This window comes from Nocardia sp. N2S4-5 (assembly GCF_044628355.1).
Classification (GTDB): domain Bacteria; phylum Actinomycetota; class Actinomycetes; order Mycobacteriales; family Mycobacteriaceae; genus Nocardia; species Nocardia wallacei_B.
Genome location: NZ_JBIUPM010000001.1, coordinates 3,169,660 through 3,190,916 on the forward strand (window position 1 = coordinate 3,169,660; position 21,257 = coordinate 3,190,916).

Here is a 21,257-nt window from a genome sequence, read left to right on the forward strand (position 1 = left end):
GAACGCCGTCACCCGCGTTGCCGCGCGGCATGTTCACGACAACAACAGCGGACGTGGCGATGACCAGGCCCACCGCTGTTACTGCCGTGAAGGACTCGCCGAACATCACCGCACCCAGACGGCGGTGGTCGGCGCCATCAGGAACATCAGCGAATTGACCTGTGTGACACCGAGTTTGTCGACGAGGTACCAATACAACCCGTAGCCGCCCAGGGTGGCGAAGACGATCAACCACCCCGTCGCCAGCCAGAAGCGCGGCTCCGCCGGTGGCGTCACGGTTCCCCGCACCATAGCGAACACGGTGAAAACCGCCGCGCTGGTGCAACATTGGATAGCCAGGCCGGTGAGCATCGGCGGTCGCGCGGTGATCCGCCGCTGCACGACGGTGGCGGCGATCAATGCCACCATGCCGGCCAGCGGGATCGGATAGGCCCACCACGGCACACCGGTGGCCTCGACCGCATCGGACACCGTCACGAGCACGACTCCGGCCAGCCCCAGCGCCAATCCGGCCCACTGCCGGGCATCGACCACGACCCCGAGCAACGGCCCGACCACCGCCGCGGCGACCAATGGCTGGATACCGTCGATCAGCGCGGTGGTGCCGGTGTTCACGCCGAGCGAGATGGCCCAATACACAGTCGTGAGGTAGCCGGTCTGCGACAACAGGCCGACGACGACGGTCCAGCCCAGCGCACGGGCCCCGGGTAGCCCGCCGACCCGCACTGCCAGCGGCGCCAGGATCAGGGCGAGCGGAACGAATCGCCACATCAGGACCGTCGCAACCGGGGCATCCGCACCGCCGAGCTTGGCCCCCACGAATCCGGAACTCCAGCAGACCACGAACAGCGCCGACAGGACGACCATCGCCGCTCGCCCGTACCGAACTTCACTGATCTGTAAACCCATGGTCTCGACTATACAGATCTGTATAGTCGAGGCCGTGGAGACGACGGACGCGATCGAGTGGACGCCCCGCGCGCGGCAGATCCTGGCGACGGCCGCGCGGCTGTTCTACGACAACGGCATCACGGCGGTCGGCGTCGACCGGATCGCGGCCGAGTCGGGGGTCACCAAGCGCACGCTCTACGACCGCTTCGGGTCGAAGGAACGCCTCGTGGCCGAGTACCTGTGCGACCGCGACCGCGAATGGCGAGAGTTGTTGGGGCAGCGGCTTTCCCCGCTTCCGGACGATCCCGCGACGCGGGTGCGCGCCGTGTTCGACACCTCCGAGGAATGGATGCGCACGCGCGGCGCGAAGGGCTGCAGCATGGTGCGGGCGCATGCCGAACTGCCGTCCGACCACCCTGGCTACGCGGTGGCCGTCGCCCAGAAGCAATGGATGCGCGGCCTGTTCCGCGCCCTCGCCGAGCAGGCCGGAACGCCGGACCCGGACACCGTGGCCGATACCATCACCCTGCTGCACGAAGGCGCCCTGGTGTGCCACGGCATGCACGTCACCCCGAACCCGATCGCGCAGGCCCGCGACGCGGCTGTATCGCTGCTCGGCTGAAAGACCTTTGCCCACAAGGGTTTTCGCGCCGTTCCGTCCGGAGATGGCACAAAATCGCTGCGCGCAACAGTGTGTGGGAAGACCGACAACCATGTGCGCGGGCGCTTCTCCGCGCGCTACCTTCGCGCAGACAGCGGTTCGAGCAGGGATTACCCGACGACTCTGGGCACAGGCCTGCGAGCGACTTCCGCTGATCCGCACGTTACGACCAGGAGTGCTATGACCATTCTCGTTACCGGCGCGACCGGAAATATCGGCCGCTGCCTCGTTCACCGGCTCGTCGACGCCGGGCAAGCGGTGCGGGCCATGACCCGCACGCCGCACGCCGCGCACCTTCCCGGCGCGGTGGATGTCAGATATGGGGACTTCGAGAAGCCCGACACCTGGCCCGACGTGCTCGAGGGTGTCGAGCGCGTCTATCTGTTCCCACACATCTACGACGTCGATACGCCCGGCGGTCACTTCATCGACCGAGCGGCGCGGGCGGGCACGCGCCGCTTCGTGGTGCATTCCGCCGCCGCGGCCGGTTTCACCGGCGACGAGCCCGCCGATCCCGGCCTGAAGCACTTGAAACGACATCTGGCGGTAGAGCGGCAGGCCCATCGGGAACTCGAACAGTGGGTCGAGGCCACCGGCGCCGAATGGACTCATCTGCGCCCCGGCCTGCTGGCGGTCAATGCCCTGAGCTGGGCGGAGTCCATTCGCACCGAGCGCGTCGTCCGGGAACCGTACCCCGCGTCCGGCTACCCGTGGATTCACGAAGCCGATATCGCCGAGGTCGCCGCTGCGGCCCTACTGACGGACGCGCACGTCGGCGCGGCGTACACCCTCACGGGTCCGGCCAAAGTCACTCAGGCCGAACAGGTTCGGGCCATCGCCGCTGCGATCGACGACGTCATCCGATTCGAGGAACTGACTCCCGGGCAGGCGCGCGAGCACTGGCTCCGCAACGGGTACCCGGACGAGTACGTCGACTGGATGCTCGAGCTACGGGCCGACTCGGTCACCGGGACCGGGTCGGTTCCACCGACCGACACCTTCCACCGGATCACCGGACGGTCACCGCGCAGCTTCGCGCAGTGGGCCATCGATCACCGGGCCGACTTTCAATCGCCGTCAATCCCCTTGCCGGAGTAGGAGTTATGAAGATTCTCGTTACGGGTGCCACCGGAAATATCGGCCGCATGGTCGTCGACCACCTGGTACGCCTGGGCGCCGACGACATTCGCGCGCTGTCGAACCATCCGGAACGCACGGCCTTCCCGCCCGAGGTCGAGGTGGTCGAGGGCTACCTGCGGAGACCGTCCTCCCTTCCCCGTGCTTTCGAGGGTGTCGACCGGATGTATCTCGCACCGGCTCTCGAAACCGTCACCGAGGTAGTCGCTTCGGCCCGCGCGGCGGGGATCGAGCACATCGTCGATCTGTCCGGCGACGAGACCTCCACCTGGCAGCCCATCGCGCGGGCGGTCGAGAAGTCGGGCGTCGGCTGGACTCACCTGCACGCGTACGAATTCATGGAGAACGCCACCGACTGGGCGGAGCAGATTCGCGCGACAGGCGAAGTGCGCGAACCATATCCGGACTCCGCCGACGCCCCCATCGCCATGGACGACATCGCTCGTGTCGCCGCGACCGTGCTGCTCGGCGACGGGCACCTCGGCGCGACCTACACACTCACCGGCCCCGAAACCTTCACCAGGGCAGCGCGTCTCCGGTTCCTGGCCGAGGCGATCGGCCGCGAGCTGTCGTTCGTGACGGTGTCCCCCGACGAACTCACCGCCCGCCTCGAGCCGACGATGGGCGAATTCTTCGCGCGGTGGTTTGTCGAGGGCCTCGCCGCCCGAGTCGATCACCCGCAGATCGCCACCGGCACGGTCGCCGACCTCACCGGCCGTGCCACCACATTCGCCTCCTGGGCCGCCGCGAACGCCGCGCTGTTCCGCTGATCTGTCGTGCGCAGGTCGGCCGCCTTACTCGGGGGTCTCGGTGGGTTGGGTGTCGGTCTGGTGGACCAGTTCCTTGACCGGGCGCAGGATTACCCAGGCGAGGAAGGCCACGGAGACCACGACCATGCCGATCCCTGACCACAGGTTGGTGTTCCAGCCGCCGGAGCGGGCCAAGTCGGCGTCGGAATTGCTCACCAATCCCGTCACCACCAGGATCACGCCGTAGAGGCCGATCAGGGTGCCGACTATGGTTCGGATGTCGAAAAGCATTGCGTCACTTCCTTATCGGACGAGGATATTCAGCGCGATCACCAGCACCAGGGCGATGCCGGCGAGCAGGACCGGGCGCTGGTACCAGGGCAGCGAGGCGGCGTCGGGATCGCTCAGCTGTTCCTTCGGCGTCTCGGAGTAGACCAGGCCGACGAGTTCGGCCGCGGGCTTCGGCGTGGTCACCTGGGTGACGATGACGCTGAGCACGATGTCGACCACGAACGCCACACCGGCGGCGAGGAAGCTCGACCCCTGGCCCGACAGGTGGAACACGTCGGTCTGATGCAGGATGAAGACCACCACCGCGGACAGCGTGCCGAACACCAGGCCGACCCAACCGGCCGTGGGCGTCATCCGCTTCCAGAACATGCCGAGGATGAACGTCGCGAACAGCGGCGCGTTGAAGAAGCTGAACAGTGTCTGCAGGTAGTCCATCATGTTCGAGAAGTTGCCGGCGATGAACGCCGTGCCGATCGCGATCACGGTCGCGCCGACCGTGGCCAGGCGGCCGATGTTCAGGTAGTACTGGTCCGGCGCGTCCTTGCGCACGTACTGCTGCCACAGGTCGTAGCTGAATACGGTGTTGAACGCCGAGATGTTGGCCGCCATACCGGCCATGAACGCCGCGAGCAGACCCGCGAGCGCCACACCGAGCAGACCGTTCGGCAGCACCGCCTTCATCAGATACAGCAGTGACTGGTTGTAGGTGGCGTCGCCCGAGCCGGTGGCCTTGAGGTCGGCGATCTGCGGGACCAGGATGGCGGCGATCATGCCGGGGATCACGACGATGAACGGGATGAACATCTTCGGGAAGGCGCCGATGATCGGGGTGCGCCGGGCCGCGGAGATGGAATGCGTTGCCAGCGCGCGCTGCACCTCGACGAAGTTGGTCGTCCAGTAGCCGAACGACAGCACGAAGCCGAGACCGAACACGATGCCGACCACCGACAGGACATTGTTGCCGAATCCGCTCAACTCGTTGCCCGGCCACGAGTGCCACTGCTCCGCACCGTCGGGCTGCCCCAGCACCTTGTCCTTCAACCCGCCGACGCCGCCGACGCGGTGCAGGCCGACCAGGGTCAGCGGCAACAGCGCGGCCACGATGACGAAGAACTGCAGCACCTCGTTGTAGATCGCCGCCGACAGACCACCGAGGGTGATGTAGGACAGCACGATCACGGCGGCCACGATGATCGACACCCACAGCGGCCAGCCCAGCAGCACGTTCAGGATCGAGCCGAGCAGATACAGATTGACGCCCGCGATGAGCACCTGCGCGATCGCGAAACTGATCGCGTTGACCAGGTGCGCCCCGGTACCGAAGCGCCGGCGCATGAACTCGGGCACGCTGCGCACCTTGGAGCCGTAGTAGAACGGCATCATCACCACGCCGAGGAACAGCATGGCCGGGACCGCGCCGATCCAGAAGTAATGCATGGTCGGCATGCCGTACTGGGCGCCGTTGGCCGACATGCCCATGATCTCGACCGCGCCGAGGTTGGCGGAGATGAACGCCAGGCCGGTGACCCAGGCCGGCAGCGAACGGCCGGACAGGAAGAAGTCGATACTCGACGACACCCGCTGACGGGCCAGCAGGCCGATGCCGAGAACGAAGACGAAATACAGTGCGACCAGGATGTAGTCGACGGGTGCGGCATCCAGGCGGAGCTGGGTGCCCTCGGCGAGGAGCGAGTGTGCGGGACCCCCTGCCAGCACAGCGTCGAACACTCCTGGCGGCTCAGCAGCGGCGGGCGACATATAGCTATCTCCTGTCCACGGGATCACCGGACGACCAATCGGCCGAATCCGGATCCTAGCGGGTTGTTAACGCTCACAGGAGCAGAACCAGCGACTCGGCGGAGCCGTGTCGGTGCCGTGCCGCGAGTATGTGGCGCCGAGCGCCCGCGCCGACCGGACGTCCGACACCACACGGCATCGGCCGTCCCCGCACGCCGCGCTCGGCACGCCGCCGAGCGGCCCGCTCAGCCCGACAGGTCGTCGAGCAGGCGGCGGGCCTGCTCCAATTCCGCCTGCAGCTGTTCCACTTTCGCGCGCTGACTGCTGCGCACCGACTCCAGCACCGTGTCGACCACCTCGGCGACCTCGGGGTGCAGGATTTTCGCGGCCTGGGCCACCGTGGCGCCGGGGACCGACAGACCGCGGGTGCGTTTCTTGCCGTGCGCCACATCCACGGTCCACTCCCCGTCGGCGGTGCCGGACAGGGTGACCGTCACCTCCGGGGTCTTGGACTTGCGGGCGGTGGTGGCGCTCTTCTCGCGGGCCGGGCGCGGGGCGGCGCCCTGGCTCTGCTTGGCGGCCGGTTTCGGGGCCGGGGCGGCCGGTTTCGGCGCCTCGGTGACAGCGGGCTGCACCGGGGCCGGGCTGGGCGGCGTCGGCGCAGGGTTGACGGTCGACGGCATGCTCACTGCGGTGTCCTTCCTGGTTGCCGTTGTCTTCTTGGCGGTCTGCTTCGTGGCCGGCGGTTTCGCGCGGACCGGTTTGGTCAGCGTGACCTCGGTCGGCGAGAACGACAGCACATCCTTGGAGCCGGTGGGGCGCACCTGCAGGAAATCGCCCTCGGCGGGATCACCGAGTGCGACCACCTTGCCCGAACGACCCTCCGGCACACCCACCGCATCCGCGGTGAACCACACCATCGGCGGGTGGCCGTCGGAGATCTCGGCGGCTATCTGCCGAATCTCGATGTCCGACAAGGGTTGCGACTTGGTTCGACGGGACGACATGGTGCTCTCCGGGCGCTAGTGGACATCTGCGTGCCATGAGCATGCCCCATGCCACCGACAAGTCCACATCGCCCGGCAATATTGTCGGACCGCCGATCTCGACCCACAGGAGAATCGTATGCGCTCGCTTCGCGTCGCGGCCGTAGCCGCCGCACTCGCCGTCGCCGGATGTGCCGCCGACGGAGGGCAGTCCGCCGCACCGCAATCCGGCGGCGCGAGGGCCGCACACGTCCGGGACTGCACCTCCCGGCCACACACCGAACCCGCCGAAATCATCGTCACCTGCGCCGACGGCAACCTGGCGGTCACCGATATCCGCTGGGAAAGCTGGACTTCCGGCTCGGCGCACGGCGCGGGAATCCAGCGTCTGGGCGCCTGTGACCCGAATTGCGCCTCGGGACAGCAACAATCGACGCCGGTGGCGGTCCGGCTGTCCGCGCCCGAAGCCGGGGTGTTCACCCGGCTGGAGACCGTCGCCGGCGACGGCGGGTCGCAGGTATATCCGCTCCTGCGCTGAAACTCAGGCGGCGTGGCTCACATGCTTCGCCGAGTCGCCGATGACCGCGGGCCGCTCGCCGATCAGCTGCCGCAGGAACGCCTCCTGCTCGCGGCGGCCGCGGGCGGCGGCGCGTTCAGTGCCGCCGGGCAGCAGCAGCGCGGCGCCACTTCTGGTGAGGTTCACCGGGATTCGCAGCAGCGGATACCACGGCGGCATGTACGGAGGCAGGCCGAGCTGCCGCATCGCTTTGGCGCCGAGGAAAGTACTGGCGACCGACAGGTGCTGCGCCCGCGCGATACGGCCGCGCAGCGCCGGGAAATTGCGGTAGTGCCAGCCGAGCGGATCGTCACCCATCGGCATCGCCAGCTGCGGAGTGGTCTCGTCGGGGTTCGTGATGGCCGTCATGCAGTGGTAGAGGATGCGCACCGCGTCCCGGAACCCGTCCGGCAGCCATTCGTCCTGCACCCCGATCAGCCAGCCGACGTAGCGGGCGAGGTGTGCCCCGGCCTCGAGATCGGCGCGCACGGGGACGATGCCCATCGGCATGGCCCCGATGAACGGCGCGATCAGCGCGCCGACCAGGGTGGCCGCCATATCGGTCTGGTTGATCGGCACACCCCACTCGTCGGTGTCCCAGTCCGGCAGCGCGGCGACGTGCCGCCGCACGAACCCGTGGATCAGCCGGACGTGCAGGGTGGAGCGATAGCCGATACCCAGCGGCCGCATGCCGTCGTCGGAGGTGACGTCGAGCGCCCACTGCAGAGTCTCGGCGAAGCGTTTCGCCGGGCCCTTCTCCAGCGCGCCCGTGCGAATGAGGGTCTTGTTGAATCCGGAGGCCAGGTAGCCGCCCAGCAGCGAGACGTCCCGCGCGATGTAGAGCCCGTCGGTGCCGCCCATCCGGAATACCCGCTCGGCGCGGCGGATCTGATCCCAGTCCACCCAGTCCGGCACCGGCTCGTATCGGAGGAAGAACTCGCGCAACGGTTCCGGCGCCCGCGGCACGGCGTCGATGCCCTCGCGCAACGCCTGCTCGAACAGCGGGCGAGTGCGCTCCATGCCCTCGGCGTACATCCAGTCGACGACACGGTCCATCGGCTCGTCGCCGACCAGCAGCGCCGCACCCAGCGCCTGCCACTGCCCCGGGGAGGGATTGCCGATCCGCATCAGCCGCGCGAACGGGCGCAGGCCCGGAACCTGGCGCGGCGTATCGGGATGCCGGTGCGGCACGGCTGGGTTCATCGCTGCTCTCCTTCGAGCTGACGCCGGGTTATGAGAGAAGTTACTCGAATTTCTCTCATTGCGTCAAGAGTGCGATCGCGCGACGGTTGCCCGCCCACGCGGTAGCGTGCGCTGTTCATGAAGTGTTCGGCGGTCGGGGAGGGCACGCGATGAGTTCGCGGCACCTGCTCGCGCTGCGCGACGAGCGGCAGGCCGTGCTCGACTTCTGTGCGGAGCTGAGCGTGGCGGATCTGGCCGCCCCGAGCACGGCGCCGGGATGGTCGGTTGCCGACGTGCTCATCCACCTGACCGTCACCGCGCGGGCGATCGTCACGCCGACCGCGTTCGCGCTCGCGACCACCCGCGATCTCGAACGCCTGAACACGCAACTGGTAGACGTCCGGCGCTCGCATTCGACCAAGCACGTGACGTCGGAGTTCACCAAGTGGAGCGGTCGCGGGTGCGCCGCCCTGACGGTGCTGACGGCGCCGGGCATCGACCGGATTCCGTTCCGCGTCGGCGAATTGGGTTGGTACCCACTGGGTCTCGTCCCCGCCATGCTCGTCTTCGACTGGCACACCCACGTGCGCCACGACCTCGCGGTGGCCCTCGACCGCCCGATCCCGCCCACCGACCCGCGCCGCATGGCCTCGCTGCTGACCTGGCTCACCGTGCTGCTGGAACGCTCCCATCGAGAAGCGTTGAGCTGGCTGGACTCCCCCGTCGCACTCACCCTCACCGGCCCGGGCGGCGGCAGTTGGTGTCTGGAGCCGCGCGGCGGGCGGATCCGGGTGCGGCCCGGCCCGATCACCACGACCGCCGCCCGAATCGCCGCTCTCGCAGAGGAATTCCCGTTGTGGAGCACCCGCCGCCTGGCCTGGCGGACGTGCGCGGTCGCCGTCACGGGTGACGTCGAACTCGGCACGCGAGTGCTGGATTCCATAAATCTGGTGTGAGACCGCGACCGCCGGATAATCGGATGCCGATCCGCGACAACGAACGCTACAGTCGGTATGGCCGAGGCGACGGAGGAGGCGCCGAGGCCCGTCCGACCGGGGTATTGCGTGCTTCGGGCGTCGGACGGCGATCGGATTCATCGGGGGCTACCAGCATGAAGGACCTGCTACTCGAGGGCGTCGTCGGCTCGACCGCCTACGGCCTGAGCACGCCCGCCAGCGATGTCGACTACGCCGGGATCTTCGCGGCCCCGACCCGGACCCTGCTCGGCCTGCACCCGCCGAGCCGCGAGCGCTCGACCAGGCAGGGGCGCGACGGCGCGGACGCGACCTACCACGAGGTCGGCAAGGCGATGGGTCTGATGCTGTCGTGCAACCCGACGGCCATGGAGCTGCTGTGGCTCGACGAGTACACGGCCACCACCGAATTCGGCTCGGAGCTGGTCGCGTTGCGGAGCTGCTTCCCGTCCGCGCGGCGAGTGCGGGACGCGTTCTTCGGTTACGCGAGTTCACAGTTGCGGCTGCTCACTCGCGGTGGCGCGGCCGCGCGGCGGGAGAAGCACGCACGCCACACGATGCGGCTGCTGCGGCAGGGCTATCGGCTCTACACCACCGGTACGCTGCCGATCCGGGTGCCGGATCCGGAGCCGTACTTCGCCTTCGGCCGCAGTGTCGCAAGCGATCCCGAGGCGCGGGCGGCACGGGATCTGCTCGCCGCCTACGAGTCGCGCTTCGACGCCGCGGTGAGCGCGCTGCCGCAGCGGCCGGACGAGGAACCCTTGGAGGATCTGCTGCAACGCATCCGCCGCGCGCACCTGGACCGGGAGGACTCATGAGCGAGGTGTGGTTCACCGCCGACCTGCACGTGGGGCACCGGCTCCTCGCCGAGCTGCGCGGCTTCGGGTCGGTGCCCGAACACGATGCCGCGCTGGCGGCCCACTGGGACCGGCTGATCGGCGCCGACGATCCGGTGTGGGTGCTCGGCGACATCTCCGTCGGCGGCAAGCAGGCGCAACTCGCCGCGCTGGACTGGGTGTCGCGGCGGCCGGGTCGCAAGCACCTGATCACGGGCAATCACGACGGCTGCCACCCGATGCGCAGCGAGGCGCACCGGTGGCAGCGCATCTACCTCGACACCGCGTTCGACAGCGTGCAGCAGTCCGCCATCCGGAAGGTCGGTGGCACTCGGATCCTGTTGTCGCACTTCCCGTTCCAGGGCAGCGGGGATGGCGATCACAGCCCGGAGAGCCGGTTCGAGGAGTGGCGGCTGCCCGCCACGGGCGACAATGCCGGTCGCTGGTTGCTGCACGGCCACACGCACAGCCGCGACCGGGTGCGGGGGCGGCAGATCCACGTGGGGCTGGACGCGCACGGTCTGAAACCGGTGCCGCTGGCGTGGGTGGCGGACGTCCTCGCGGGCGCCGCGGCCTGACCCGACGCTCAGCCGGCGGGCGCAGCGCTCATCTCCTGTGCGAGGGCGGCGGCGAAGGCGTCCACGTCCGCCGGGGTGGTGTCGAAGGCGCACATCCAGCGGACCTCGCCGGTGTCCTCGTCCCAGACGTGGAACGGGAAGCGCCGGCGCAGGCGGGCGGTGACGTCCGGGGGCAGGATCGCGAAGACGGCATTGGACTGCACCGGATAGGCGATCTCCACTCCCGCCACCCGCGCCGCGGTGGCCAGCCGGGTGGCCATGGCGTTGGCGTGCAGGGCATTTCGCAACCACAGGTCGCCGCCGAGCAGCGCCTCGAATTGGACCGAGAGGAAGCGCATCTTGGAGGCCAGCTGCGTGGTCAGCATGCGCAGGTAGGTGATGTCGTGGATGCGGTCCGGCCGCAGGACGACCACCGCCTCGCCGAGCATCAGGCCGTTCTTGGTGCCGCCGAAGGACACGATGTCCACCCCGGCGTCGGTGGTGAACTCGCGCAACCCCAGGCCGAGCATCGCCGCCGCGTTGCACAGCCGGGCGCCGTCCATGTGCACCAGCATGCCCAGGCCGTGCGCGTGGTCGCAGAGCGCCCGGATCTCCTCGACCGAATAGCAGGTGCCCAGCTCGGTGGTCTGCGTGATCGAGAGCGCGAGCGGCTGGGCCCGGTGCTCGTTGCCGCGGCCCCACGCCTGCGTGTCGACGAGTTCGGGTGTGAGTTTGCCGCCGGGCGCGATCACCGGATAGATCTTGATTCCGGCCACCTTCTCCGCGGCGCCGCATTCGTCGGAGTTGACGTGCGCGGACTCGGCGGTGATCACCGCGCCCCAGCGCGGCAGCAACGCTTGCAGCGCAACGACATTGGCACCGGTGCCGGTACACATCGGATAGACCTGCGCGGCGTCGCCGAAATGGCGGGCGAAGATCTGGCGCAGCGCGGTGGTGTATTCGTCGGTGCCGTAGGAGGGTTGGTGCCCGCCGTTGGCCGCGGCCAGGGCCGTCAGCACGTCCGGATGGATACCGGCCCAGTTGTCGCTGGCGAAGGCGCGCGCGGTGGTGTCGTGTCGGCGAAGTGCGTCGGTCACCCCGTCCAGACTAGTGCGGGGCGTCGATACCCAGCTGCTGTGCGGCTATCTCCAGATCCTTGTCGCCGCGTCCGGACAGGCAGACCAGCACGACCGCCCCGGCGGGCAGCGCACCGCGTTCGGCCAGCTCGATCAGGTGACCCACGGCGTGGGCGGACTCCAGGGCGGTGATGATGCCCTCGGTGCGGGTGAGGGCGTCCATCCCGCGCAGGGCGACGGCATCGGTCACCGCGGGGTAGCTCACCCGGCCGCTGTCCTTGAGGTGGCTGAGTTCCGGGCCGACACCCGGATAGTCCAGCCCCGCCGCGATGCTGTGCGTCCCGGCGATCTGGCCGTCCTCGTCCTGGAGCAGGTAGCTGAACGAGCCGTCCATCTCACCGGGCGTGCCGACGCTCAATGTGGCCGCGTGCCAACCTGTTTCGATGCCGCGCCCGGCCGCTTCCACCCCGATCAGCCGGACCTGCGGATCGTCGAGGAAGGGGTGGAACAGCCCGATGGCGTTGCTGCCGCCGCCGACGCAGGCGAGCACGTAATCCGGCAGCCGCCCTTCGGCTTTCAGAATCTGTGCCCGGGCCTCCACGCCGATCGTCGTCTGGAAGTCCCGCACGATCCGCGGGTAGGGCGCCGGACCGGCGGCGGTGCCGAACAGATAGTGGGTGGTGTCCACGTTGGTGACCCAGTCCCGGACCGCCTCGCTGACGGCGTCCTTCAACCGCCGCCGCCCGGCGTGCACGGCCCGCACCTGCGCCCCGAGCAGCTGCATACGCAGCACGTTCGACGCCTGCCGCCGCATGTCGTGCGCGCCCATGTAGACCACACAGGACAATCCGAGCATCGCGCACACCGTCGCCACCGCCACGCCGTGCTGGCCCGCGCCCGTCTCCGCCACGATCCGGGTCTTGCCCATGCGCCGGGCCAGCAGTGCCTGCCCGAGCGCATTGTTGATCTTGTGTGCGCCGGTGTGGGTCATGTCCTCGCGCTTCAGATAGACCCGGATGCCCGGCGCCGGTAGCGATTCCGCGAAACGCGGCGCCCGGTGCAGCAGCGTGGGGCGGCCCACGCGGTCGCGCAGCAACTCCCCCAGTTCGACGCCGAACCGTGGATCCGCGCACGCTTGCCGATAGGCCACATCGAGTTCGGCCAGCGCGGCCATCAGTCCCTCGGGTACATACCGTCCGCCGAAGCGGCCGAATCGTCCCTGCTCGTCCGGGAGCGAAGCGGGCTCGCAGGATTCCTGCGCCACGCCGTGATCAACAACCATCAATACCAACACGTCTCACTGCCGAACCCACATCGTGCACTCTGTCTTACCCGGGCGACCGGCGCTATGCCCTGTTGGCAATGAAATAGTTAACAGTTTGTTAGTGAAGTTAAAAGGCTGACCTTCGCGCCGATCCGGCTCACAGGAACGCGGGCTAATATGCGCAGTACACCCGTGCGGGTGAACGTTCACACAGCATCCGCAGGGCCCGGACCGCCCGCTCGGGGGCGGCCCGGGGAGCAGGCACAAGAGGGGTTGCCAGTGGAGAGGCCGGCGTGGGCGCCCGAGGGCGTGGACATGAGCCGGGCGAGTCCGGCTCGGATGTACGACGCCCTGCTGGGCGGGTCGCACAATTTCGAGGTCGACCGGTTCGCCGCGGAAGCGGGCAAGCGGCTCGTGCCCGACCTGCCCCGATTGGCCCTGAGCAACCGGGCATTCCTGCGCCGGGCGGTGCGCTTCCTCGCCGACCGCGGCATCCGGCAGTTCCTCGACGTCGGCTCGGGCATCCCGACCGCGGGCAACGTGCACGAGGTGGCGCAGGCGATCGATCCCGCCATCCGAGTGCTCTACGTCGATATCGATCCCGTGGCCGTCACGCACGCGCGCACCATCCTGGTGGGCAACGACCGCGCCGACGCGATCCAGGCGGACCTGCGCAAGCCGGACGAGTTGCTCGCCCGGACCGAAGATTCCGGCCTGATCGACTTCACCGAGCCGGTGGGGCTGCTGCTGGTCGCGGTGCTGCATCTGCTGCAGGACGCCGACCTGCCGAGGGAGCGGGTGACGGCACTGCGCGAGGCGGTGCCGGCGGGCAGCCACGTGGCCATCTCGCACCTGACCTCGGCACAGCGCCCGGAGGATGCCGCCCGCCTCGGCGACCATTCCGCCAACGAGAGCCGCGTCGGGATCCGCTTCCGCGACCGCGCGGCCATCATCGACCTGTTCACCGGCTGGGAACTGGTCGAGCCGGGCGTGGTCGAGATACCGCAGTGGCGACCGGAATCCGAGCGCGATCTGCATGAGGCGCCCGGCCGTTCGCTCGGCCTGGCGGGCGTAGGCTTACGGGTCTGAGCAGGGCATTCGAGTAGGCAGGTGCAGTAGGTGGCGGCGCGCGAGGTGACACGGCGGTGGGCCGACGCGCTCGACGGCGTCGTCGCGCCGACCCTCACCCGGACCCAGATCGAGGACCTGCTCGGCGATCTGTGCGACAAACTGCTGGCCGTGCTGCGCGGTGGCGACGACCCTGCCATGGTGGCCCGGTCCGCGGCGACGGCGCTGGTCGCCGCCAACTACAAGGACTCGGCGGCGGTCGCCCGGAGCGTGCCGATCATCTGCCGCGACATGGTCGAGGCGCTGTGCCCGCAGCGTGCGGGGGCCGAGTACGAGCGGCTGCGGGACCGGGCCGTCACCGTCGCGGCCGAGTTCGCGGCCGGATTCACCGCGGCGCTGCGGACCAGGGCGCTGACCGAGCAGGAGGCGACGCTGACCGCCGCGCTGGGCGCGGTCGAGCAGGCGCAGGCCCAGCGACAGTTGTCGGAGGCGCGTTTCGCGGCGATCTTCGCCGGCGCCTCGGTCGGTATCGGCACCATCGACGCCGCGACCGGCACGGTGCTGGACGTGAACGCGGCGATGGCCGAAATGCTCGGCGTCCCAGCGGAACTCATTCCCGGGCGCACGGTCGCCGAGGTGCTGGGCGCGGACAATATCGGCCCGGCCTACGCGCAGTTCCAGCAGTTGATGGCGGGACGGATCGACCGGTTCCGGATCGAGACCAAAACCCTGCGGCCCGACGGCACCACGGCCATCATCGACCTTTCGATGTCGGCGGTGCGGGACGCGCGCGGGCACATCCGCTTCCTCATCGGCGTCTCCGTCGACATCACCGAACGCCAAGCGCTCGCCGATCGGCTGTGGCACGACGCCCACCACGACAACCTGACCGGCCTGGCGAACCGGGTGCTGTTCTTCGACCGGCTCGCGCACGCCACCCCGCCCATCGGGCTGTGCTACCTGGATCTGGACGGATTCAAGGAGGTCAACGACGAGCACGGGCACACCGTCGGCGACCGCGTACTGCGCGCCGTCGCCGAACGGTTGCGGGCCGCCGCGGCCCCCGACGGCCTGGCCGCGCGGCTCGGCGGCGACGAATTCATCGTGCTGCGGGAGCGGTGCACCGGAGCCGAGCAGTTGGTGTCGCTGTCGGGGCGGCTGCTCGCCGCGCTGGCCGAGCCGATCATCGTTGCCGGGCAATCGATTTCGGTCGGCGCGTCGGTGGGCACGGCGCTGGTGACGCAGCATCCCGACGCCATCGACGATCTCATGCACACCGTCGATACCGCCATGTACCGCAACAAGGCCGCGCGGCACCGGCCGGGTTCACGTTCACGCCAGCACCAATAGCGGCCGCTTAAAAGTCCATGCCGCCGAGCCCGCGCGGGGAGGACTCCGGCTCGCCCCGCGGCCGGTCAGTGGTGAGTGAACTGTGCTCGGCTCCGGAATCCCTATCCGATGCCGAGACCAGCCGGAGGTGGCGGCGAGCGCCGGGCCGGTGATCACGCCGGAGCGCCGACTCCGCCAGCGCCGTAATCCGCTGCCATGCCCTCGTGACGGCTCGCATGGGCGTTCACTCCTCGCGACGACGGTGTGTACGTCTCGCGCATACCCGCCACGGGCCGAACTATGCGAACACCCGGCACTTCCTCACCGGCCGGGCGCGGCGCGACTTGTGGAGAGCGGGGAATCGGTTTCGGCCAGGTAGGCGATCGCCTGGTACAGGTCCGGGAGGACGCGGTGTGCCAGGTGCCGGGTTTCCGCGGTGGGATCCACAAGGTCCGGGATGAGCAGGCAGCGCAGGCCGGCGGCGTGTGCGGCGCGTAAGCCGTTCGGTGAATCTTCCAGTGCCAGTGTGTATTCCGGCTCGGCGGCGAGGGCCGCCGTCGCGGTCAGGTACGGCTCGGGGTGCGGTTTGCCCTGCCGGACGTCCTGCCGGGTCACTACCGCGTCGAAGCGCTCCGCGATGCCGGCCGCGCGCAGATGGTGATCGGTGCGCGCGCGTCCCGAGGAGGTCGCGATCGCGCGCGGTAGCGCCCGCGCGTCCAGTTCGTCCAGAATCTCGGGCACTCCTGGCTTGAGGGTCAGGCGCCCGTCGTCGACGAGCCGGGCCAGCGTGCTCTCGTGACGAGCGAAGAACTCCTCGACCGGGAATTCCGGCCCGTAGGTGGCGGTGACGAGGGCGCGCGAGCGGTCGGCGGGTTGTCCGATCATGCTGCGGCAGAACTCCGGCGGCACTTCGTAACCCAGCTCCGCGGCCGCACCGGTCAGCGACTCGAGCGCCAGCCGCTCGGAGTCCAGCAGCAGGCCGTCCATATCGAAAACCACTGCGCGCACCGGTTTCTCGGTGGTCGCCGCGGTCGGCTCCGCGTCCTCGGCACTCATCCGGCCCTCCCTTCGATCCGGCGGCCGTTGCCGCCGCATCCCCGCCACACTGTCACGAGACGACCCCGCCCGCGCGGCGGCCACCCCGCGCACCACGCCGACAGTCCGATTGCTCATCAATAGCTAGGACGGCCGATCCGGTGACTATCCTGAGCCTCGTGAGCCCAGCGACCACCCCCACCGGCAAGCGGACCATCGGGCTGATCTGGGCGCAGACCCGGTCGGGCGTCATCGGCGCGAACGGCACAGTGCCGTGGCACATCCCGGAGGACCTGGCGCACTTCCAGGAGATCATCACCGGCCGCGCGGTCGTCATGGGCCGCAAGACCTGGGACGCGCTGCCCCCGGAGGCGCGTGTCGAGGAGGGCCGGCGCACCCTCGTCGTCACCCGCGATCCGGACTGGTACGCCCCGGGCGCCGAGCGTGCCGCCTCGATCGAGGAAGCCCTGACCGCCACCCAGCCCGACGAGGTGTGGGTGATCGGCGGCGGCGAGACCCTCCGCACGGCAATGCCTTACGCCACGGTGATCTCGGTGACGGAGGTATCCGCCGACGTGACCGGTGACGTGTACGCGCCGCAGATCTCGCGCGAGTTCGTCATGGCCTTCACCACCGGGCTGTCGAAGTCGTCGAACGGCAAGGACTACTACGTCTTCCGCAGCTACGCCAGGCCGTAGGCTCACCCGAGCCGATGCTCCTCGATCGGCGTGCTCAGGCCGGCGCCGTTGAGGTCCAGGTACACCTGGCGTTCGGTGACGGACACCCCGACGGTATTGCGGCGTTCGACCTGCGCGACGACGGCGTCGACGAAGCCGGGATCGATGCCGTACAGCGGGATGGCCTCGGCGCGGTGAATGCGTTTGCCGCTCAGCTGCGCCAGCACCCGCGCGGGCTCGCGGTGGGTGTAGATGGCGACCCGATCGGCCAGTTTGCTGCCGCGATGCACGCGCTCGGCCGCGGGCGCGCCGATCTCGATCCAAGCGGTGAGCCGACCGGTGAGATCCCGCACCAGCACGGCGGGCTCGTCGGTGGACGACACGCCACCGTCGCTGAACGCGATGCCCTCTTCATATTCGAGGAGATAGGCCAGCAGCCGGGTCACCATGAATTCGGCCGTTTCCGACGGGTGGCGCGCTACCCGCAGTTCGACGTCCGCGTAGACGCCGCGGTCCACATCGGCGAGCTGGACGGCGAAGTTGTACACGGTCGCGCTGAGGGCCATAGCCGCAGGAGCTTAGCCGCCCGCCACCGCTCGAGTACGTTCGGCCAGCACGTCGCCCCACCACCGCTCGGCGACGGCCGGATGCGAACGCAGCCAGCCGATCAGCGCGTTCTCGCCGTACTGCGCCAGCAGCGGATTGTCGGCGTCGGCGCTGACGCCGCGGGCCCGGGCCGCCAGTTCCGCCGGTAGCTCCAGCGGTTCGACCACGGCGTCCAGGCGCGGGCCGAGGAAGAACGGCACCGAGTAGCGGTCGACGCCCGGCGGCGGGCTCAGCACGCGATGATTGGTCGCGGTCAGGTAGCCCTGGGTGGCGATCTCCAGCATCTCGCCGATATTGAACACGAAGCTGCCCGCGACCGGCACCGCATCGATCCAGCCGTCCGGGCCCTGCACCTGGAGGCCGCCGACCTCGTCCTGCTGTAGCAGGGCCAGGTAGCCGTAGTCCTTGTGCGCGCCGACTCCTTGATCTTCGCCGGTGTCGCGACCCGGATAGTGGATGATCTTGATGTGCGCCGACGCCTCCTCGTCGAACCAGGCGTCGAAATAGCCCTCGTCCTGGCCGAGCGCTACGGCCAACGCGCGCAACACTTCCCGGCTCACCCGCAGCGCCTCCGCCTGCCAGGCCAGCGTCGTCGCGCGGAGTCGCGGCAGCGCCGCGGGCCACTGGTTGGGACCGATCAGCCGCTGCCACGCGGGCTGTCCGGGCGCGGGCGGGACAGGCTCGCGCTCGGGACCGATGTCGATCTGCTCGCGCCGGTCGGGCGATCCGGCGGTGTATTCGTGACCGGTGCCGGTGTACCCGCGGAACTGCGGGGAGTGGATGTTCTCGATCTCCAGCCGTTGTTCCAGCGGCAGCGCGAAGAACTGCTTCGCCACCTCGAAGATTCCATCGGTCAACGACTCCGGCACTCCGTGGCCCACGACGTAGAAGAACCCGATTTCGTGTGCGGCATAACGCAATTCGTCCAGAAATCGCGCACGTTCCGCGGTTGTCCCGCGGAAGCGCGAAATGTCGATGAGCGGCAGGCGGGCGTTCACACGCACGATCGTAGGGACGACCGTCCCGGCGGGAAACCGTTCCGCTCGAGGTGAACGCAAGCACCGGCGAGCTCAGCGGCTGCGCCGGATAGAATATGGAGAACATCTCCACTTACGCAACACCGAACGGGGAGTTCATCCGTTCTCGATGGAGGAACCGTGGACGCATCGCCGACGACGACGCCGACGGCGCGGCCGATGCGCGCCGACGCCCGCCGCAACTACGAGCGCATCATCGAGTGCGCGCGCGAGGCGTTCGCCGAGCACGGCCCGCAGGCCCCGCTGGACGATATCGCCCGCCGGGCCGGTGTCGGGCCGGGCACGCTGTACCGGCATTTCCCGCAGCGCGACGCGTTGATCGAGGCGGTCTACCGATCCAGCATAGAAGGGCTGGCAGCCGAGGCCCACAAGCTCGTCGAGACCCGCTCCCCCACAGACGCTTTGGAGCAGTGGTTCCGGGCTCAGGTCGACTTCGTGATGGACAAGCGCAGTCTCGCGGCCACGCTCAAGGCCGCCATCGACCGCGACTCCGCGACCTTCACCCTCTGCTCGAGCCTGATCACCGACGCGGCCGCCGCCGTCCTGCGTCCCACCCAGGAGGCGGGGCTGGTCCGCGACGACATCCAGCCGCGCGACCTGCTGCGCCTGGGGCACGGCATCGGCGTCGCCTGCGAAACCTCCCCGGACGCCGCCGACCGGCTGATCTCGGTCACCCTCGCCGGGCTGCGCAGCCCGGCGTAGCGGCTCCGTCGCGAGAGGCTGTCCCCGCCGCGAGCATCGTGGCAGTATCTAGTTTGCTGATCGTCAACTGTGTAACCGTCTCACAGGATGGTGGCCGTGGAATCGATCGACCAGCAGCGTTCGGGCGCTGCCGAGGCATGGGGCAAGTTCCGCGCGCTGGGCGGTGTTCAACACCTGATCGACGGCGCTGCACCGGCCATCGCATTCCTTGTCGGGTACGCGACCGTGAACGCCGAGATCGGGGTGCTCCTCGCGCTGGCCGTCGCCGTCGGCCTCGGCGCCTTTCGATTGCTGAAGGGTGACTCGGTGAAGGTGGTCGCGATCTCGGTGGCCGTGGTGGTGGTGTTCTCGCTGTTCGTCGGAATCACCGGCGAGGGCCGCGGTTTCTACCTGCCCGACCTGATCCTCTGCGCGGTATTCGCGGTCGCGTTCGGTCTCACGCTGCTCACCGGCCGCCCGCTCACGCATTGGGTGTGCCGGCGCATCGGTCTCGAGCCCGCGGACGCGGCGGATCCCCGGGCCCGGCTGCGGCTGCATCGGCGGGTCACGTTGGCGTGGTTCGTGTTCTGGGCGGTGCACCTGGTGGTGATGGTGCCGCTGTACGTCGCGGACAAGGTGGTGCTGCTCGGCACGGTCGCGCTGGTACTGGGCAAACCCGCGCTGGTGGTGATGATCGCGGGCACCTGGCTGTGGGTGCGGCGATCGCTGCGGCACCCGACGCCGCGGCCTACGGTCGCACCATGACCGAGGAACAGGACGACGAGGACCTCGACTATCGCTTCACGCTGGCCAACGAGCGCACTTTCCTGGCGTGGATCCGCACGGCGCTCGGGTTGCTGGCCGGTGGTGTCGCCGTGCATACGCTGGCCCAGCCGTTCCATCACGTCGGCCTGCGCCGGACGCTGGCGGTGAGTTGCATCGTGCTGGCGGTGCTCGTGTCGGTCGGGGCCTACACGCATTGGCGGGACGTGCAGCGGCGCATGCGGCGCGGTGAGCCGCTCGCCGACACGGTGATGGTGCCGCTGCTCGCCGTGGGCATCGCGGTCGTCTCCGTCGTGGCCGCGGTGGCGGTGCTCTACCGATGACCGCGCCGACACTCGCCGCCGAACGCACCGCGCTCGCTTGGCGCCGGACGGCCGTGGCGGCGATGGGCACCTCGGCGCTGTTCGTGCACGAGACCGTGGTCACGGGGTGGCGCGCGGCGTCGGCGGCGCCGGTGGCCGCGGCGCTGGGACTGCTGGCCCTCGCGGTCGTCAGTTATGTGCGTAATCGTTCACTGCGGCACGGACATTGGGGACACGGGACGGCGGTTGTCGCGGTGACGACCATCGCGGTCATCGGGGTCGCGATCGTGGCGGCCGTGATCGGGTCCGTGAACCCCCTGTTCTAGCGCGGAGTGCGGGAAGGATTCCGCTGCGTCGATGTCGGGGCGGAACTGCCGGGCGACGAAACGGGCGCAGTCCGGGCATTCGGCGATGACCGGGTGGCGGCAGCTGAGGATGTGGGACAGGAAGCGGTCGGTGGCGCGCAGCAGCGCGATGCGGTCCCGGATTTCGGCGCGCTTGGCATCGATCAGCGCGATTCGGTCGTCGTGGCCGGCGTGGGCCATGCCGCGGATCCGGCTCAGTGACAGTCCGGTGCGTTGCAGTGTCCGGATCAGGCGCGCCTGGTTCAGGGTCTGTTCGTCGTAGGTGCGGTGGCCCGACGGGCTGCGCGGCGGCGCGAGCAGGCCGACCGACTCCCAGTGCCGCAGCACGTGCGCGGCGATGCCGAGGGTGGCGGCGGCGTCGCCGATTCTCAGACCTGCCCTGGTACTCACGAATCTCCTCTTTACTTCACGTCGACATGAAGTTTTACGGTGACACCGAGGGTAGCGGCGGGGACGGTCCCGCCGCCTCGGCATCGA

Annotated in this window: 25 protein-coding genes; 14 read left to right on the forward strand and 11 right to left on the reverse strand. The window is 69.2% G+C overall.

Going from position 1 to position 21,257, the window contains the following annotated elements; genetic code table 11:
- Positions 1-105: 105 nt before the first annotated feature.
- Positions 106-909, reverse strand: a complete 804-nt coding sequence (locus ACFMRZ_RS14365; protein WP_400179544.1) for a DMT family transporter — start codon at positions 907-909, stop codon at positions 106-108.
- Between the two features lie 34 nt (positions 910-943).
- Between ACFMRZ_RS14365 and ACFMRZ_RS14370 the strand changes: the two genes are divergently transcribed.
- The 3 genes from ACFMRZ_RS14370 to ACFMRZ_RS14380 all read left to right on the forward strand — a co-directional run bounded on the left by ACFMRZ_RS14370 (position 944) and on the right by ACFMRZ_RS14380 (position 3,459).
- Entirely contained in the window at positions 944-1,513 is a 570-nt protein-coding gene (locus ACFMRZ_RS14370) for a TetR/AcrR family transcriptional regulator (protein WP_400179545.1), read from the forward strand.
- Between the two features lie 219 nt (positions 1,514-1,732).
- Positions 1,733-2,650 carry an NAD(P)H-binding protein gene (locus ACFMRZ_RS14375; RefSeq protein WP_400179546.1) on the forward strand — a complete coding sequence of 306 codons (918 nt, stop codon included), beginning with the start codon at positions 1,733-1,735 and terminating at the stop codon, positions 2,648-2,650.
- Positions 2,651-2,655: 5 nt separating this feature from the next.
- A complete protein-coding gene (locus ACFMRZ_RS14380; protein WP_400179547.1) occupies positions 2,656-3,459 on the forward strand; it encodes an NAD(P)H-binding protein in 804 nt (267 codons plus the stop codon).
- Between the two features lie 24 nt (positions 3,460-3,483).
- Here the strand turns inward: ACFMRZ_RS14380 and ACFMRZ_RS14385 are convergent, their stop codons facing one another.
- The 3 genes from ACFMRZ_RS14385 to ACFMRZ_RS14395 form a co-directional block, all read right to left on the reverse strand.
- The gene (locus ACFMRZ_RS14385; protein ID WP_280273961.1) at positions 3,484-3,729 is read right to left on the reverse strand and encodes a hypothetical protein; all 246 of its coding nucleotides are present in this window, start codon (positions 3,727-3,729) and stop codon (positions 3,484-3,486) included.
- Positions 3,730-3,741: 12 nt separating this feature from the next.
- Positions 3,742-5,487: a sodium:solute symporter family protein gene (locus ACFMRZ_RS14390; protein WP_400179548.1), complete on the reverse strand. Its 1,746-nt coding sequence runs from the start codon at positions 5,485-5,487 to the stop codon at positions 3,742-3,744.
- A gap of 224 nt (positions 5,488-5,711) precedes the next feature.
- Positions 5,712-6,473, reverse strand: a complete 762-nt coding sequence (locus ACFMRZ_RS14395) for a DUF6319 family protein (RefSeq protein WP_400179549.1) — start codon at positions 6,471-6,473, stop codon at positions 5,712-5,714.
- A 118-nt stretch (positions 6,474-6,591) separates the two neighbouring features.
- On the opposite strand from ACFMRZ_RS14395, the gene ACFMRZ_RS14400 reads away from it, so the two are divergent.
- The gene (locus ACFMRZ_RS14400; RefSeq protein ID WP_400179550.1) at positions 6,592-6,990 is read left to right on the forward strand and encodes a hypothetical protein; all 399 of its coding nucleotides are present in this window, start codon (positions 6,592-6,594) and stop codon (positions 6,988-6,990) included.
- 3 nt (positions 6,991-6,993) lie between these two features.
- On the opposite strand, the gene ACFMRZ_RS14405 is transcribed toward ACFMRZ_RS14400, so the two are convergent.
- Complete coding sequence (locus tag ACFMRZ_RS14405) at positions 6,994-8,211, reverse strand: oxygenase MpaB family protein (RefSeq protein ID WP_400179551.1); 1,218 nt, start codon at positions 8,209-8,211, stop codon at positions 6,994-6,996.
- Between the two features lie 149 nt (positions 8,212-8,360).
- Between ACFMRZ_RS14405 and ACFMRZ_RS14410 the strand changes: the two genes are divergently transcribed.
- The 3 genes from ACFMRZ_RS14410 to ACFMRZ_RS14420 all read left to right on the forward strand — a co-directional run bounded on the left by ACFMRZ_RS14410 (position 8,361) and on the right by ACFMRZ_RS14420 (position 10,578).
- A complete protein-coding gene (locus tag ACFMRZ_RS14410) occupies positions 8,361-9,146 on the forward strand; it encodes a maleylpyruvate isomerase N-terminal domain-containing protein (RefSeq protein ID WP_400179552.1) in 786 nt (261 codons plus the stop codon).
- Positions 9,147-9,301: 155 nt separating this feature from the next.
- On the forward strand, positions 9,302-9,982 hold the full coding sequence (locus ACFMRZ_RS14415; protein WP_400179553.1) for a DNA polymerase beta superfamily protein: 681 nt from the start codon (positions 9,302-9,304) through the stop codon (positions 9,980-9,982).
- Entirely contained in the window at positions 9,979-10,578 is a 600-nt protein-coding gene (locus ACFMRZ_RS14420; RefSeq protein ID WP_280273968.1) for a metallophosphoesterase, read from the forward strand. The genes ACFMRZ_RS14415 and ACFMRZ_RS14420 overlap by 4 nt, the downstream gene beginning before the upstream one ends.
- Positions 10,579-10,586: 8 nt before the next feature.
- Here the strand turns inward: ACFMRZ_RS14420 and ACFMRZ_RS14425 are convergent, their stop codons facing one another.
- Together ACFMRZ_RS14425 and trpB are read right to left on the reverse strand one after the other, a co-directional pair.
- Positions 10,587-11,654 (reverse strand): threonine aldolase family protein, encoded by a 1,068-nt coding sequence (locus ACFMRZ_RS14425; protein ID WP_400179554.1) that lies wholly within the window; start codon positions 11,652-11,654, stop codon positions 10,587-10,589.
- A gap of 10 nt (positions 11,655-11,664) precedes the next feature.
- Positions 11,665-12,915: a tryptophan synthase subunit beta gene (gene trpB, locus ACFMRZ_RS14430; RefSeq protein ID WP_280367312.1), complete on the reverse strand. Its 1,251-nt coding sequence runs from the start codon at positions 12,913-12,915 to the stop codon at positions 11,665-11,667.
- A 261-nt stretch (positions 12,916-13,176) separates the two neighbouring features.
- On the opposite strand from trpB, the gene ACFMRZ_RS14435 reads away from it, so the two are divergent.
- Entirely contained in the window at positions 13,177-13,986 is an 810-nt protein-coding gene (locus ACFMRZ_RS14435; protein ID WP_400179555.1) for an SAM-dependent methyltransferase, read from the forward strand.
- Between the two features lie 30 nt (positions 13,987-14,016).
- Positions 14,017-15,315, forward strand: a complete 1,299-nt coding sequence (locus ACFMRZ_RS14440; protein WP_400179556.1) for a diguanylate cyclase domain-containing protein — start codon at positions 14,017-14,019, stop codon at positions 15,313-15,315.
- A 300-nt stretch (positions 15,316-15,615) separates the two neighbouring features.
- Here the strand turns inward: ACFMRZ_RS14440 and ACFMRZ_RS14445 are convergent, their stop codons facing one another.
- Positions 15,616-16,467, reverse strand: coding sequence for an HAD family hydrolase (locus ACFMRZ_RS14445; RefSeq protein ID WP_400179557.1), 852 nt, complete (start codon positions 16,465-16,467; stop codon positions 15,616-15,618).
- A gap of 41 nt (positions 16,468-16,508) precedes the next feature.
- Here ACFMRZ_RS14445 and ACFMRZ_RS14450 point away from each other — a divergent pair, with 41 nt between their 5' ends.
- Positions 16,509-17,027, forward strand: a complete 519-nt coding sequence (locus ACFMRZ_RS14450; RefSeq protein WP_400179558.1) for a dihydrofolate reductase — start codon at positions 16,509-16,511, stop codon at positions 17,025-17,027.
- A 2-nt stretch (positions 17,028-17,029) separates the two neighbouring features.
- Here the strand turns inward: ACFMRZ_RS14450 and ACFMRZ_RS14455 are convergent, their stop codons facing one another.
- Together ACFMRZ_RS14455 and ACFMRZ_RS14460 are read right to left on the reverse strand one after the other, a co-directional pair.
- Positions 17,030-17,572, reverse strand: a complete 543-nt coding sequence (locus ACFMRZ_RS14455; protein WP_400179559.1) for a YaeQ family protein — start codon at positions 17,570-17,572, stop codon at positions 17,030-17,032.
- A 12-nt stretch (positions 17,573-17,584) separates the two neighbouring features.
- Complete coding sequence (locus tag ACFMRZ_RS14460) at positions 17,585-18,610, reverse strand: isopenicillin N synthase family dioxygenase (protein ID WP_400179560.1); 1,026 nt, start codon at positions 18,608-18,610, stop codon at positions 17,585-17,587.
- 159 nt (positions 18,611-18,769) lie between these two features.
- Here ACFMRZ_RS14460 and ACFMRZ_RS14465 point away from each other — a divergent pair, with 159 nt between their 5' ends.
- The 4 genes from ACFMRZ_RS14465 to ACFMRZ_RS14480 all read left to right on the forward strand — a co-directional run bounded on the left by ACFMRZ_RS14465 (position 18,770) and on the right by ACFMRZ_RS14480 (position 20,741).
- Positions 18,770-19,351, forward strand: a complete 582-nt coding sequence (locus ACFMRZ_RS14465) for a TetR/AcrR family transcriptional regulator (protein ID WP_400179561.1) — start codon at positions 18,770-18,772, stop codon at positions 19,349-19,351.
- A gap of 96 nt (positions 19,352-19,447) precedes the next feature.
- Positions 19,448-20,095, forward strand: a complete 648-nt coding sequence (locus tag ACFMRZ_RS14470) for a DUF3159 domain-containing protein (protein WP_400179562.1) — start codon at positions 19,448-19,450, stop codon at positions 20,093-20,095.
- Entirely contained in the window at positions 20,092-20,436 is a 345-nt protein-coding gene (locus ACFMRZ_RS14475; protein ID WP_280273979.1) for a YidH family protein, read from the forward strand. Before ACFMRZ_RS14470 ends, ACFMRZ_RS14475 begins: the two co-directional genes overlap by 4 nt.
- Complete coding sequence (locus ACFMRZ_RS14480) at positions 20,433-20,741, forward strand: DUF202 domain-containing protein (RefSeq protein ID WP_400179563.1); 309 nt, start codon at positions 20,433-20,435, stop codon at positions 20,739-20,741. Before ACFMRZ_RS14475 ends, ACFMRZ_RS14480 begins: the two co-directional genes overlap by 4 nt.
- Here ACFMRZ_RS14480 and ACFMRZ_RS14485 read toward each other — a convergent pair.
- Positions 20,625-21,170 carry a MerR family transcriptional regulator gene (locus tag ACFMRZ_RS14485; protein WP_400179564.1) on the reverse strand — a complete coding sequence of 182 codons (546 nt, stop codon included), beginning with the start codon at positions 21,168-21,170 and terminating at the stop codon, positions 20,625-20,627. The two genes, ACFMRZ_RS14480 and ACFMRZ_RS14485, sit on opposite strands and share 117 nt — an antisense overlap.
- Between the last annotated feature and the right edge of the window lie 87 nt (positions 21,171-21,257).

Excerpts from the sequence above, each read along its gene's own strand:
- ACFMRZ_RS14365 (WP_400179544.1), bottom strand. The coding sequence starts at position 909 with ATGGGTTTACAGATCAGTGAAGTTCGGTACGGGCGAGCGGCGATGGTC.
- ACFMRZ_RS14375 (WP_400179546.1), top strand. The coding sequence starts at position 1,733 with ATGACCATTCTCGTTACCGGCGCGACCGGAAATATCGGCCGCTGCCTC.
- ACFMRZ_RS14380 (WP_400179547.1), top strand. The coding sequence starts at position 2,656 with ATGAAGATTCTCGTTACGGGTGCCACCGGAAATATCGGCCGCATGGTC.
- ACFMRZ_RS14385 (WP_280273961.1), bottom strand. The coding sequence starts at position 3,729 with ATGCTTTTCGACATCCGAACCATAGTCGGCACCCTGATCGGCCTCTAC.
- ACFMRZ_RS14390 (WP_400179548.1), bottom strand. The coding sequence starts at position 5,487 with ATGTCGCCCGCCGCTGCTGAGCCGCCAGGAGTGTTCGACGCTGTGCTG.
- ACFMRZ_RS14395 (WP_400179549.1), bottom strand. The coding sequence starts at position 6,473 with ATGTCGTCCCGTCGAACCAAGTCGCAACCCTTGTCGGACATCGAGATT.
- ACFMRZ_RS14400 (WP_400179550.1), top strand. The coding sequence starts at position 6,592 with ATGCGCTCGCTTCGCGTCGCGGCCGTAGCCGCCGCACTCGCCGTCGCC.
- ACFMRZ_RS14405 (WP_400179551.1), bottom strand. The coding sequence starts at position 8,211 with ATGAACCCAGCCGTGCCGCACCGGCATCCCGATACGCCGCGCCAGGTT.
- ACFMRZ_RS14410 (WP_400179552.1), top strand. The coding sequence starts at position 8,361 with ATGAGTTCGCGGCACCTGCTCGCGCTGCGCGACGAGCGGCAGGCCGTG.
- ACFMRZ_RS14415 (WP_400179553.1), top strand. The coding sequence starts at position 9,302 with ATGAAGGACCTGCTACTCGAGGGCGTCGTCGGCTCGACCGCCTACGGC.
- ACFMRZ_RS14420 (WP_280273968.1), top strand. The coding sequence starts at position 9,979 with ATGAGCGAGGTGTGGTTCACCGCCGACCTGCACGTGGGGCACCGGCTC.
- trpB (WP_280367312.1), bottom strand. The coding sequence starts at position 12,915 with ATGGTTGTTGATCACGGCGTGGCGCAGGAATCCTGCGAGCCCGCTTCG.
- ACFMRZ_RS14445 (WP_400179557.1), bottom strand. The coding sequence starts at position 16,467 with ATGAGCAATCGGACTGTCGGCGTGGTGCGCGGGGTGGCCGCCGCGCGG.
- ACFMRZ_RS14455 (WP_400179559.1), bottom strand. The coding sequence starts at position 17,572 with ATGGCCCTCAGCGCGACCGTGTACAACTTCGCCGTCCAGCTCGCCGAT.
- ACFMRZ_RS14475 (WP_280273979.1), top strand. The coding sequence starts at position 20,092 with ATGACCGAGGAACAGGACGACGAGGACCTCGACTATCGCTTCACGCTG.
- ACFMRZ_RS14480 (WP_400179563.1), top strand. The coding sequence starts at position 20,433 with ATGACCGCGCCGACACTCGCCGCCGAACGCACCGCGCTCGCTTGGCGC.